Source organism: Candidatus Njordibacter sp. Uisw_058 (assembly GCF_047730065.1).
Lineage (GTDB): Bacteria > Pseudomonadota > Gammaproteobacteria > Pseudomonadales > Balneatricaceae > Njordibacter.
The window spans coordinates 1,102,855-1,115,766 of sequence record NZ_CP159829.1 but is presented as its reverse complement, the minus strand read 5'-3'; the positions used below and the strand labels follow the sequence as shown (position 1 = coordinate 1,115,766).

At 45.2% G+C, this 12,912-nt stretch carries 14 protein-coding genes; 4 read left to right on the top strand and 10 right to left on the bottom strand.

Features of this window, described 5'->3' with window-relative positions:
* Nucleotides 1–4: 4 nt before the first annotated feature.
* Both aroC and prmB read right to left on the bottom strand, forming a co-directional pair.
* Entirely contained in the window at nt 5–1,090 is a 1,086-nt protein-coding gene (aroC, locus tag ABXT59_RS05150) for a chorismate synthase (RefSeq protein ID WP_443638136.1), read from the bottom strand.
* A gap of 74 nt (nt 1,091–1,164) precedes the next feature.
* The gene (gene prmB / locus ABXT59_RS05145; protein ID WP_443638135.1) at nt 1,165–2,070 is read right to left on the bottom strand and encodes a 50S ribosomal protein L3 N(5)-glutamine methyltransferase; all 906 of its coding nucleotides are present in this window, start codon (nt 2,068–2,070) and stop codon (nt 1,165–1,167) included.
* A gap of 93 nt (nt 2,071–2,163) precedes the next feature.
* Here prmB and ABXT59_RS05140 point away from each other — a divergent pair, with 93 nt between their 5' ends.
* Together ABXT59_RS05140 and folE are read left to right on the top strand one after the other, a co-directional pair.
* The gene (locus tag ABXT59_RS05140) at nt 2,164–2,772 is read left to right on the top strand and encodes a Smr/MutS family protein (RefSeq protein ID WP_443638134.1); all 609 of its coding nucleotides are present in this window, start codon (nt 2,164–2,166) and stop codon (nt 2,770–2,772) included.
* Between the two features lie 116 nt (nt 2,773–2,888).
* Nucleotides 2,889–3,431, top strand: coding sequence for a GTP cyclohydrolase I FolE (gene folE / locus ABXT59_RS05135; RefSeq protein ID WP_443638133.1), 543 nt, complete (start codon nt 2,889–2,891; stop codon nt 3,429–3,431).
* Here folE and ABXT59_RS05130 read toward each other — a convergent pair whose 3' ends face one another.
* The 7 genes from ABXT59_RS05130 to dinG form a co-directional block, all read right to left on the bottom strand.
* Complete coding sequence (locus ABXT59_RS05130; protein ID WP_443638132.1) at nt 3,432–4,292, bottom strand: patatin-like phospholipase family protein; 861 nt, start codon at nt 4,290–4,292, stop codon at nt 3,432–3,434. It abuts the gene before it with no gap.
* 22 nt (nt 4,293–4,314) lie between these two features.
* The gene (locus ABXT59_RS05125; protein ID WP_443638131.1) at nt 4,315–4,842 is read right to left on the bottom strand and encodes a DUF4892 domain-containing protein; all 528 of its coding nucleotides are present in this window, start codon (nt 4,840–4,842) and stop codon (nt 4,315–4,317) included.
* Nucleotides 4,843–4,852: 10 nt separating this feature from the next.
* A complete protein-coding gene (sixA, locus tag ABXT59_RS05120; RefSeq protein ID WP_443638130.1) occupies nt 4,853–5,323 on the bottom strand; it encodes a phosphohistidine phosphatase SixA in 471 nt (156 codons plus the stop codon).
* Nucleotides 5,323–5,619, bottom strand: a complete 297-nt coding sequence (locus tag ABXT59_RS05115) for a DUF4389 domain-containing protein (RefSeq protein ID WP_443638129.1) — start codon at nt 5,617–5,619, stop codon at nt 5,323–5,325. The genes sixA and ABXT59_RS05115 overlap by 1 nt, the downstream gene beginning before the upstream one ends.
* Before the next feature lie 61 nt (nt 5,620–5,680).
* Nucleotides 5,681–6,703 (bottom strand): NAD(P)H-dependent glycerol-3-phosphate dehydrogenase, encoded by a 1,023-nt coding sequence (locus tag ABXT59_RS05110; protein WP_443638128.1) that lies wholly within the window; start codon nt 6,701–6,703, stop codon nt 5,681–5,683.
* 11 nt (nt 6,704–6,714) lie between these two features.
* On the bottom strand, nt 6,715–7,944 hold the full coding sequence (locus ABXT59_RS05105; protein ID WP_443638127.1) for a DEAD/DEAH box helicase: 1,230 nt from the start codon (nt 7,942–7,944) through the stop codon (nt 6,715–6,717).
* A 111-nt stretch (nt 7,945–8,055) separates the two neighbouring features.
* Nucleotides 8,056–10,185, bottom strand: a complete 2,130-nt coding sequence (dinG, locus tag ABXT59_RS05100) for an ATP-dependent DNA helicase DinG (protein WP_443638126.1) — start codon at nt 10,183–10,185, stop codon at nt 8,056–8,058.
* Between the two features lie 178 nt (nt 10,186–10,363).
* Between dinG and lexA the strand changes: the two genes are divergently transcribed.
* Nucleotides 10,364–10,972, top strand: a complete 609-nt coding sequence (lexA, locus tag ABXT59_RS05095; RefSeq protein WP_443638125.1) for a transcriptional repressor LexA — start codon at nt 10,364–10,366, stop codon at nt 10,970–10,972.
* Between the two features lie 21 nt (nt 10,973–10,993).
* Nucleotides 10,994–11,470, top strand: coding sequence for a cell division inhibitor SulA (locus ABXT59_RS05090; protein ID WP_443638124.1), 477 nt, complete (start codon nt 10,994–10,996; stop codon nt 11,468–11,470).
* A 6-nt stretch (nt 11,471–11,476) separates the two neighbouring features.
* On the opposite strand, the gene ABXT59_RS05085 is transcribed toward ABXT59_RS05090, so the two are convergent.
* Nucleotides 11,477–12,763, bottom strand: a complete 1,287-nt coding sequence (locus ABXT59_RS05085; protein WP_443638123.1) for a M18 family aminopeptidase — start codon at nt 12,761–12,763, stop codon at nt 11,477–11,479.
* Nucleotides 12,764–12,912: the final 149 nt, after the last annotated feature.

Sequence of the window (12,912 nt, the reverse complement as noted above, 5' to 3'; positions counted from 1 at the left end):
TTAGTTACTTAACAGTAGGAAGGTCATAATTAGTGACACCATTTTGTCCACGTTGACGTAGGAAATGGTCCATTATGGTTAAGGCCATCATTGCCTCAGCGATAGGTGCAGCCCGAATTCCCACGCAAGGATCATGGCGACCTTTGGTAATCACTTCCACTGCTTGCCCTTGGATATCAATAGATTGTCCTGGCAGGTGCAGACTAGACGTAGGTTTAAGCACAATTCGAGCAACAATATCTTGGCCACTACTGATTCCCCCTAATATTCCACCCGCATGATTCGATAAAAATCCATCAGGAGTCATTTCATCACGGTGTTCTGTGCCGCGCTGGGCCACTGCTGCGAAGCCATCACCAATCTCGACACCCTTGACCGCATTAATACTCATGAGTCCATGAGCTAACTCAGCGTCTAAGCGATCAAACACTGGCTCACCAATACCTGCCGCTACTCCTGTAGCCACAACGGTGACTTTAGCCCCTATGGAGTCACCCGACTTGCGTAAAGCATCCATAAACTGCTCTAGTTCCTCAAGCTTATCAGCTTGGCCACAGAAAAATGGATTATCATTGACAATATGGGGTTCAGGACAGGCCAGTTTAATGGGGCCTAATTGTGAAAGATGAGCATTAATAGAGATGCCATGCCCTGCCAAAAACTTTTTAGCTACGGCCCCTGCTGCGACGCGCATGGCGGTCTCGCGCGCTGAAGAACGGCCGCCCCCCCGATAATCTCGGATGCCATACTTATGCATGTAAGTGTAATCTGCATGGGCGGGACGAAATTGGTCCTTGATGTTGCCGTAGTCCTTAGACCGATGGTCTGTATTTTCTATCATTAAGCCAATGGGCGTGCCCGTAGTACGGCCCTCAAACACCCCAGATAAAATACGCACCTGATCTGCTTCTCGGCGCTGAGTGGTGTGGCGTGACTTGCCTGGCTTGCGGCGATCTAGATCAACTTGCAAATCGGCTTCACTTAATTCGATGCCAGCTGGGCAACCATCAATTGTTGCACCCAAAGCTGGGCCATGACTTTCACCAAAGGTGGTGACCGTAAATAATTTACCAAAGGTATTACCAGACATGGGCTTTTTCACTCTCAAATTTAGCAGGCTAAATTATAGCTGGTTAATGGTCTCAGCCGCAATAAATAGACTTATCAACGGGACTGGTGCCATGTGTAAAATTGAGCTTGATACTGACGACATTGGGCCCCTGTAAGACAAAAAATCCCATTACCACCCTGGCTCAATTCTAGCCACATAAAAGGGATTTCAGGAAAAGCTTGTTGCAATGCCAATTCACTATTGCCTACCTCAATCACAATGAGACCTTGCTCTGAAAGCCAATCAGCAGCCTCAGCTAGCATCGCCGCCGTGAGGTCAAGCCCATCATCACCTGAGACCAGAGCCATTTTGGGCTCATGAGTATATTCAGCAGGCATATCATCATAATCATTGGCATCGACATAAGGTGGATTACTAACGATCAGATCATAGCGATGAGGCGACAGGCCAGAAAATATATCAGAATCATAGACCTGCACGTGGCCATTTAAACCGTGGCGATCAATATTTTGTTGACTCAATAACAAGGCTGCGGGTGAAATATCAACCATATCAACCCGAGGAATGTCCATATGCAGCGCCATGGCAATACCAATACAGCCACTGCCACAGCAAAGATCAAGGGCAGTTTTGGGGAGCTGATTAATAAACGGCGAAAAATGATTACCAATAAGTTCTGCGATGGGCGACCGAGGGATGATGACGTCCTCACTGACCCCAAAGGGAATACCTGCAAACCATGTCTCTCCTAGCAGGTAAGGCAAAGGCAATCGCTGCTGAATGCGTTTTTCTAGCCAACTTTTGACCTGCAGTAATTGTGTATCAGTGAGTTCCTTTTGCAATTCATCTTGCTGTGTGTCCAGTGGCATACCACAGGCTCCCAAAACCAAAAACACAGCTTCATCCCAGGCATTATCCGTACCATGCCCAAAGTAAACCTCAGCATCATTGAGCGCCCTCTCTGTGGCTTCGATGGCCTGCAATAATATAGTGGTCATGTGTTATTTAATGCTAATAATCTAATAGACCATTGTAAGCTAAGCCTTGTCCCGATACCATGACGCTATGAATACAACCTGTGTTAATCGAGCATGAGCTTACCATCGGACCAAGATCCCCAGGATCCCTCACCAGACCCAGACTTTAGATCCGCATTGGGCAAAGTGTCGGCATTAAAAAAAACGGGCCGCCAAACAACACCTGCAGTAAAGGGTATAGATGCCCTGAGTACGGCCACTCGCCGAGCTGCTGCGATTGAACAGGTGCAAGAAAAAGCTGCTCTAGGCGAGCAGGGCTTTGAGTTAATTGAGTCAGAACAAAGCATTAGCTATTCCCGTGTGGGTCTAGATAGCGGCAGTCTGCGACGACTTAGCCACGGCCACATGCGCCCCACACTGACCCTTGACTTGCACGGCTATCGCGTTGAAGCCGCAAGAGATTCTGTATGGCAGGCTGTAAAACATGGGCAAGCCGAAGGGGATCGGTGTTTACTCATTGTGCACGGCAAAGCTGGAGCCGGCTATAAGGATGAGAGTGGAGAAATCACAGGCGCAGGCCAAGCCCTAATTAAGTCCCATGTAAATCATTGGCTGCAGCAACTTGATGGGGTCCTAGCATTTACTTCTGCGCTGCCAAAAGATGGTGGTTCTGGCGCACTTTATGTATTACTTAAAAAGGCCAAAAAAAAGAGCGTAATATAGGGGCTTTAACCTTTACCTTAGCCACAGCTTCACGTATCGTGCGCGTAAAAATTTAATCTCTTTTTTATTATGAAATTAATAAATAGAGCAGCAATAAAAATAGCAAGAGAAGGTCTATGGAAAAAGCATACGAAAAAATCCTCACGAGCATTGGCGAAGATATTAACCGCCCGGGTCTAAAGGACACCCCTAAAAGGGCAGCTAAAGCTTTTAAGTTTCTCAACAACGGGTACGACAAAAACATCGACGACGTTATTAATGGCGCCCTATTTCCATCAGATAACGAAGAGATGGTGATCGTCAAAGACATAGAGCTATACTCTTTGTGTGAGCATCATCTATTACCCTTTATTGGCAAATGCCATGTGGCCTATTTACCTTCAGGTAAGGTGCTAGGTTTATCTAAAGTCGCGCGCATTGTCGATATGTTTGCTCGGCGTTTGCAAATCCAAGAAAATATGACGAAGCAAATTGCTGATACTATTATGCAAGTCACTGACGCTAAGGGTGTGGGTGTAGTGATTGAAGCCCAGCATATGTGCATGATGATGCGAGGAGTTCAAAAGCAAAATGCGAGTATGAAAACCTCAGTACTGTTAGGAAAACTGCGCGAAGATGCACGCACTCGGGCAGAGTTTTTGACGTTAATTAAGTCTTAGTTAAGTTTTGGGTTTGACCTGCAGTGCGTCAAGCACTGCATGGCGGCCAATATCTATCATTTCCTTAGCTCGATGGAGTTCAAAAAAGCTGCAAGCGTTGCGGTCTATCTTCACCTCAATGTCTGGTTCATAACCTGCCATTTTATACTTTGCCATGGTCGACTGCATGGTCTCAAAACACTGCGTAAGCATTTCCAGCTTATTCCACTGCAAATGACTGCGCTGGCTTTTAGACGTCTTTATACTAGGTATTTTCCAGTCATCGCTATAACCTGCAACATTTAAGTTTGAGCCCTGCACAGGGCGCAAGTTATCAAGGTTGATGTTTAAATTAACCGCCACAATTAAATCAGCCTGATCAGCCACTGTCGGCATAATAGGCACTGGGTTGAGTAACCCACCATCCACCAAAAACCGATCGTCCTCTGTGACTGGCACAATTATTCCAGGCACCGCCACGCTAGCTCGGAGAGCATCCATCATCTTACCCGACTGAAACCATACTTCTTGTTGTTTAACCAAATCTGTAGCCACTGCTGTGTAGGGTATAGGAAGTTCTTCAATGAGTTGATCACCCATTAAATCTTCGAGTATGGCGAAGGCTTTTTCCCCACGAATGGCGCCCATGGACAATAGCGACATATCAACTAAACGAAACACATCAAAACGGGATAAGCCTGAAACCCACTCAGTAAATACAGGTAACTTACCCGCCGCATACATACCACCCACTACAGCACCCATAGAGCAACCTGACACACTAATAATATCAAAGCCTTGCTCTTCCAATACTTGAATCACCCCAATATGGGCATTACCACGGGCACCACCACTACCCAATACTAATGCGACGGTAGGCATACTCATTGTCCTATTTATTTGTTCATTCTTGTAACATTTCTAAGTGAAAATACACCTTCTTGTTGCCTCGTTGCGTACTATACAGTGCATAGTAATTTAGCCCCGTTTTACCATTCTGCTTTAAAGCAGCATAAGATTGTTGGCTGTCCAAACCATACAATCGGGATTGTTTGAAGACTTGATTTGCCCATTGATTGCTCGACCCGCAGGTTCTACCATGGCATTGATACATGATTTGGGCATCTGCCATTTGAAGCTCTTGTAACGCTTTTTCATGCACAACTTTGGCACTCAGGCCAGGTAAAACTTCCCAGGTATAGCTGCTAATAGAACCTGATAATTGCATGTTGTACTCAGCAGCAATGACACCATTGACTTTGCGCATGGCACTAATAGGTAGGGTATAAAAAGGTGCATCTCGTTGCACCTGCTCAATCAAACGACTATTTTTAGTCACTTCTAATGTCGTCTCTGCTTGAACGGATAAAGACACACCGAGCCAACCGATAACAATGCAAATGTGTCTTATAAAACGAGAAAAAATAACCATGGTTTTTACCTTATGAGTGGAATAAATGTATCAATTTTAGGCACCCTGCTGCTGCCACCCCACCTTCCAATAGTGCCATTGAAGCGGGCATCATGGGAACTCCTGCATGCTCATTAGCCTGGCAAAAATGGCCAATCAAAGCGCTGATTAATGGCTGATGAGTGATCAGAATTATGCCCTCATCAGTTTGCTTGAGTAAAAAATTTTGCACTTCATTAATGTCACCATGAGGGGTGATGCAATCAAGGCGTTGTATGCTTAAACTGTGTTTTTTTTGATGATAGTGCTCTAACAACAATGAGGCTGTTTGTTGCGTTCTAACATAAGGGCTCACCCAAAGACTAGTGAACTCATACCAAGGCAGTGCCGTGTTATTACTTTGCCGAATGACCGCTGCCATGCCCTCTTCCGTCAGTCTGCGCTGCGCATCAGTGGCAGCCCTCTCACTTGCTTCTGCATGACGCATCAGCAGCAATTTCATTAATCTTCAGCCTTTGGGGTATCCTGTGCCTCCGGCCAATCGTTAAATGGGAATGGTTTGTCTTCAGTTTGGTAAGACAAAAAGCGGTAGCTGTGCAGTATAAAACGCCCCAAACTATTACTAAACTCGAGTATGGTTAGATGACTAGATTCATTAAACAATCGATATAAAAATTGAGCAATGACCAACAGCACCAATATCGAGGCGGCAATTTCTACCAACAGTAAGCTCAAAAGCATAAATACTAAACGTAGCCAAAACACTTCTGATGTAAGGTTATTTTTTAATGCTTGCATAGTTTTACTCCGTTAACTCTTAGGTTGTAACATAGGGCCAGTTGCTCCCTATTTCAAGTAATTAACTGCGTTTTAGCACAAATTCAACATCTGAGTTTTGATCCCGAGCCATGAGTGATTGGGCAACAGTTGATGCATCAGTGCCTTGGTAAACCAATGCATAAAGTCCATCAACTAGGGGCATATTCACCTTTAATTCATCAGCCTTTGCTTTCACTAAGGCAAGGGTATTTACCCCCTCAGCGACTTCTCCCAACTCTGCTATAGCCTCATCAAGTCCCTTGCCTTGGCCTAAAGCGTAACCCACTCGATAATTTCTGCTCAAAGGTGACATGCAGGTTACGATCAAATCCCCAACTCCAGCTAGGCCTAAAAATGTCATTGGGTTTGCACCCATATGCACCGCTAAGCGACTCATTTCTGCCAAGCTTCGAGTTAACAGCATGCTACGGGTATTTTCACCCATGCCCATGGCAGCACTGAGACCCGCAGCAATCGCATAAATATTTTTAAGTGCACCACCTAATTCTGTTCCGTAAGGGTCATTACTCGCATACACTCTAAAAAAATCACATTGTAATATGGCCTGAACTTGCTGTCGCAGACCTTCATTGTCGCTGGCAATAACAGTGCCTGTTAACTGCTTAGCGGCCACCTCCTTGGCTAAATTGGGACCACTGACAACACCAATAGGATTCTTTGGAAAGTAAACTTCGAGTAGTTGACTCATTAAGAGAAAATGATCTGGCTCTATGCCTTTGGCTGTAGTTACAAGAAACTGCTGATCATTAATGAAGTCTTTAACTTGCTCCAAAACCCCTCTAAAGGCTTTACTGGGCACTGAAAATATAACGGTGTCTGCATGGTTTACACACCTCCTAAAGTCAGTGACTATTTCAAGGTCGTCATGTAGATAAAGGCCAGGCACGTAGCGAGAGTTGACTCGAGTTTGACGCATTTCTTCAGCAAGATCTTGGTCACGTAACCAAAGGCTCACTGGGAAACCGTTATGGGCAACGATGTTGGCTAATACTGTGCCAAAACTACCACCGCCAATCACTGTTACCTGGTGTTGAAAGTTCATGGAGATTCCTATTACACTAATAGCTCGCTAGGTGTCGGCTCACAATCTAAACGTTTTCCCAACATTTCTTCTAAATCGGGTATTATGAAAGCATCGTCTTCAGAAGCAAAGCTGATAGAGATTCCAGTGGCTCCGGCCCGGCCTGTGCGGCCAATACGATGCACATAATCTTCTAACTCTTCAGGAAGATCATAGTTAAACACATGACTTACACCATCCACGTGGATACCTCGGCCTGCGACATCTGTGGCGACTAAAATAGGTGTGTCACCGCTGCGGAATCGTTCTAGAGTCTTAACTCTTTTAACTTGTGCAACCTCACCAGACAAAAGGGCACTTTTTATCCCGTCTTTTTGTAATTTTTCTGCTAAATCACGCGTAATGTGGCGTCTATTAGCAAACACGATAGCGCGCTCTACGCCCATAGTTTTTAGGCAATTAAGTAAGACCTTGTACTTATCAGCTCGGGCCACCGAAAAGAAACGTTGTTCGACACTCGCAGAAGCCAGTTCATCCGACTCAATTTCAACATGCACTGGTTCAAACGTCCATTGCTCTGCTAGGCGCAATATTTGTTCACTAAAGGTAGCACTAAACAACAAAGTTTGACGATCTTCTTTTTTGGGGGTTTGGCGGATAATGGCGCGCACATCAGGGATAAAGCCCATACTTAGCATGCGATCTGCTTCATCCAACACGACCACCTCCACCTCACGCAGATTGACATGGCCGCGTCGGCAGAAATCCAATAACCGCCCTGGTGTTGCAACCATAATATCTGTGTGCTGTTTTTTTAGTTGTTTCTGCTGAACTTCAAAGTCCATGCCACCCACAAGTTGTTGTACGTTGACATCACAAAAACGAGCAAGATCTTCAGCGTCAGCCGCGATTTGCATCACTAACTCACGCGTTGGCGCAACAATAAGAGCCCGTGGAGTTCCTAGACGGCGGGGACCACTGATAGGGAAGTCTAAAAAGTCAGTAATAATACTCAATAAAAACGCAGCCGTTTTGCCTGAACCAGTTTGGGCTTTACCAGTAATGTCATTGCCACTTAGGGATTCAGGTAAGGTTAATGCTTGGATTGGACTGCAATATTCATAACCCAGAGCGGCAACACCCTGCATGACTTGATCAGGTAGGTCTAGATCGTGAAAACGTGTTTTTCCTTCCTCTTGTGAGACGACAAAATCGTCCAACGACCAGTTATGGTCAGAAGCATTTGAATCATTTGATTTCAAGGTGATTTTCCATTGAGAGACGCGCTCGTCCCAGTAAGATAAACTTCAACGAAGCAGTATAGAGAGTTTGACGCCATTACACAAAATACCATAGCTTAGGATATTGCCCAATCAACCAAATTGACGCTGGTAAGGCGGCAGCGCCTGCAATAGTTGTTGTCCATAACGTTTACTAATTATACGCTTATCTAAAATAGTGATTCGGCCCTTGTCGTCTTCTTTGCGTAACAATCGACCTGTCGCCTGAACTAGCCTAATACTGGCTTCAGGCACCGATAGTTCAGTAAAACTATTACCGCCAGACTTCTCAATCCACTCCGCTAAAGCAGATGGAACTGGACGATCGGGCACTGTAAAAGGCAATCGTGTAATGACCACGTGAGTTAAATAATCCCCCGGCAAGTCGATCCCTTCTGCAAAACTTGCCAAACCAAATAGCACGCTACCCTCTTTCTCTTCAACTCGTTGTTTGTGCTGGTCTAACAAACGTTGCTTGGAAGACTCCCCTTGCTGCAAAATAAGATCTTGCCAAACATCTCCCATGCCTTCAAACACAAGCTGCATTACCCGTCTTGAAGTGAATAAGACTAAACTCGCTTCAGTCTTATTTAACTGCGCTTTCAGGCCTTTGATGAGTTGCTCTACAAACACAGTTTCAGGGCCAGGTTCAATGGCTTCCTTGGGCACGCAGATCTGTGACTTAGAAAAGTCAAAGGGGCTTTGCACGGCCAGTTGGGTACTTAGTGGGTTCATCCCTGCGTGAGTAATTAAACGGTCAAACCGACCCAGTGCAGTCAGTGTGGCCGAAGTTAGTAAGGCCCCAAAACAGCGCTGCCACAAATTTTCTTGTAACAATTCAGCCGCCATTATTGGGCTTGCTGAAATTTCTAGATCCACCCGTTCTGGTGTTTGCCAATATTGTAACCATCGAGCCATGGGGACTTCTCCCGCTCGATCTACTTTGGCATAAGCCTGCCATAGTCCAAGTTGCTGTTCAGCGTTTTGTTGTAATACGCCAAATGCAGCCAAGTAACTTTCAGCTTGATCCTTAGGTAAACCATTTTGGTCACCTTTGACCACGTCGTCCATTAAGCTGTGCAAGGCACCCAAATCTCGGGCCAGACGGGCACTACCTAGACCCAAGTCATGACTCATTTGCACTAATTCTGCAGGTACTATACCTTGGGCAAAACGGAAGTTTTCTTGCTGTTGATAACCATCCTCTGGTCTAAATGCTGACTGGTCTAAAAACTGTTCTAAGCTGATCAACTGTTGTTCAAGCACTTGGATATGATCCTGCACCTGTTGACTAACCTGCGCGCCTTTGCCCCCACCTTGCCACTCCTTCAGAAACTTCTTTACCCCCGCACGCGTTTGGCCATACCAGCGGCTCAACTGCCTTATCCCTTGCTGATGGGTGAACTGCTTTAGGGTTTTATCCGCCAAATGATGACCTTCATCAAATATATAAATAGTGTCTTCTGGGGCTGGTAATATAGCTCCTCCCCCTAAAGCGAGGTCCGCTAGAACTAAATCATGGTTAGTCACAATACAATCTGCCTGTTCTAAACCATCTCTGGCCTTAAAAAATGGGCATTGACTGAAATGGCTGCAGCGCCGATTTGTACAGCCTTTGTGATCTGTAGTAATAGGCCGCCAGTGATCTTCGGCTAGCGGATCTTTCCAAGCATCACGATCTCCATCCCATTGATTACTTCCAAGTTGCACGACCATATCTTTGTACAATGCTTGTTGATGGCCATCAAGTTTAAGCGCTAACTCGTCTTCGAATAATGCTTGAGTAGGGTCAATTGAGGCGTTTTGAGACAGAGCTTGATCTAGTCTAGAGACACATAAGTATCGACGTCTACCTTTAGCAAGACGAAAATCAAAGTCATATCCACCATGCTTCTTAAGAGCAGGTAGATCTTTTTGCACGATCTGCTCTTGCAAAGCGATGGTGGCGGTGGAGATAACTAATTTTTTATCCAAGGCTTTAGCAATAGGCAAACAGGCCACCATGTAGGCTAAGGTTTTACCTGTGCCAGTACCGGCTTCCACTAAACACACAGGGTTATCATCAATCCGATGGCCGTCTTCGCTCCTACTGATTGCCAAAAAGTGATTAGCAACGGTTGCTATCATCTGCTTCTGACCCCAGCGGGGCGTGAGCTCCAGCTGTTTAACCAGTTGGCGGTATAGTTGTTGGACATCTTGTTTTACTAAAGCAGAATCAGACACGCAAAGAACTCATGGTTAGCATCAAATAATCGGTCATTAGGGTACACCATTACAGGGACAAAAGCTGAGACTAACGTCACTCAAAAAAATAAAACTTGCCAGCGGCTAGATTACTGGTATTATATACAGTAACTGTATAAACAACCAGCAAATCAACCTTAGGTCAGGAGCAAGTAACATGATTAAGTTGACCCCCCGCCAAGATCAAGTACTCGACTGCATACGCAGCTACATTACTGACACAGGTTACCCACCAACACGCGCCGAAATTGCCAAAGAATTAGGCTTTAAGTCACCTAATGCAGCTGAAGAACACATTAAGGCACTCGCACGTAAGGGTGCCATAGAAATTATCCCTGGAGCCTCTCGTGGTATCCGCGTCCCTGATATGCACGAAGTTGATTTAGGATTACCCATCATCGGCATGGTGGCAGCTGGCAGCCCCTTGTTAGCTCAAGAACACATTAGCGACTACTGTGCTATCCCAGAAAACCTATTCTATCCTAAGGCTGACTATTTATTAAAAGTCAGTGGTATGTCAATGAAAGATATAGGTATTTATGATGGCGACTTACTTGCCGTTCATAAAACTGATCAAGCAAGAAATGGCCAAGTCGTGGTCGCTCGGTTAAACGATGAAGTAACAGTGAAACGGTTCCAGCGCAACGGCAACCAAGTGCAACTGATCGCAGAAAACCAAGATTTTTCACCCATTGAAGTCGATCTCACACAACAGCACTTAAGCATTGAAGGGCTTAGTGTGGGGGTTATACGCCGCGGCAACTAAACCGGGGCTGGAGCAATTATTATGTGGCAACAACATCAACAAATTCAACAAATGCAGCAACGACCTAATACCAATATTGAAGGTATTTTGGCCGAACAGCAATTAGACCTATGGAAAAAAGAATTCCCAGAAACAGTACAAGACCTCAGTCAGATCACTGAAATAATTATGCGGGGTGAAGCTTGGAGCAACGTTCAAATGTTACTTCCACTACTTGCACAACTGAGCCATGACCAGCGTTGGTTGGCTTGGGTTGCACCTCCACAGTTGTTGCCCAAAGCCCAACTTCAGGCGGCAGGGTTTGACTTAAATAAGATCATTTTATTAAAGCCAGATGCCCAGCATGACACCATGAGCCTAGCCCACCAAGCTTTAAAGAGTGGAACTTGTCATGCTGTTATTAGTTGGTTTGGTTGTCTAGCAGATGACCAACTCAATGCATTAGCCTGTGCCGCAGAGCGAGGCAAAAGCCGAGCATTTGTCATTAGACATCAATAGAGAGTCCTAAACGACTATCTGTGATTCAAAAAACTCTTGTAATAATTGATGAGTAATCAGAGGGTCAGCACTGCCTGCAAGTTCTCGAATAGAATGCATTGCAAAAGTAGGCACCCCTAGGTCTAGAGTCCGCACACCGAGTTGGGCTGCCGTGATGGGGCCTATCGTGCTGCCACAAGCCATATCGCTGCGTACAACAAAGGTTTGTATAGGCAGGTCTTTTTGCGCAGCTAACTCTTTCACCATGGCGCTGGTTACCGCATTGGTTGCATATCGTTGATTTGCATTAACTTTGATCACCGGTCCCTGGTTGAGTCTTGGTCCATGATGTTCATCGTGTTTGTTGGCAAAGTTAGGGTGGACCCCATGGGCGTTATCAGCTGAAATAAAGGTGGAAGCGTTTAATACTTGGTGTAACAATTCAGTTTCTGGATAAATTCGTTGCAGCACAGACATTAAAAAGCTGCCCTGAGCGCCTTCTGCTGACTGACTTCCAACTTCTTCGTGGTCATTGCAGATCAGCAACAGCCCTTGATTTGTTTGTGCGGCAACTAAAGCGGTCAGACCCATATAACAACTTAACAAGTTATCTAAGCGGGCGGCTGCCAAAAACTCTTGCTTTACACCTACTAAAGCGGGTGCCTGAAAGTCATAAAAGCTTAATTCATAATCAATGACTTTATCAACTTCATGGCCATTGGCCTTTAGCTCATCGACCAGCAATGAGCGTAAACTAAACTCATCACCCAGTGTTTGTCCTAATAAAACAGGCAAGTCAGTTTGAGGGTTTACACTATGAGCCTTATTCGCTTCTCGATCTAAGTGTATAGCTAAGCTTGGAATACAGGCCAGTGGCCGATTAAAATCTAATAAATAGCTCACCAGCTGACCTTGGTTATCACGCCCCACTACTCGGCCTGCAAGGGACAGATCTCTGTCAAACCAAGGGTGTAATAGAGCGCCACCATAAACCTCTACACCCAATTGTTGATAGCCTTTTTGGTGAATCTCTGCATTAGGTTTAACCTTTAAACACGGACTGTCCGTATGAGCTCCAACCATATGCATTCTTTGTAAGGCATTTTTTTTGGGCAATTGAAACGCTACGATGGTTGAGTCGTTACGAGTGATGAAATAACGCCCACCCGCCTGCACATGCCATTTATCAGCCACCTCAAGTTTACCATAGCCCGCCGCGGTTAATTGTTGCGCCATTGCAGCTACAGCATGAAAGGGAGTTGGAGAGTCACTAATAAAACTCATCAATCCATTTAAGTAATCTTTTTGAGGCATAATTTTTTTATTCCATGTCTGTAAAGTACTAATTCTGCCACATTCTGGGCACCAAACGTAACGATTCTGTAAAGCATTGGCTTAAATAGCCTAAATTAGCTTAAGGCGTTTGAAAAACTTATTAAAATTAAGCTAACATGGCTAGTGAA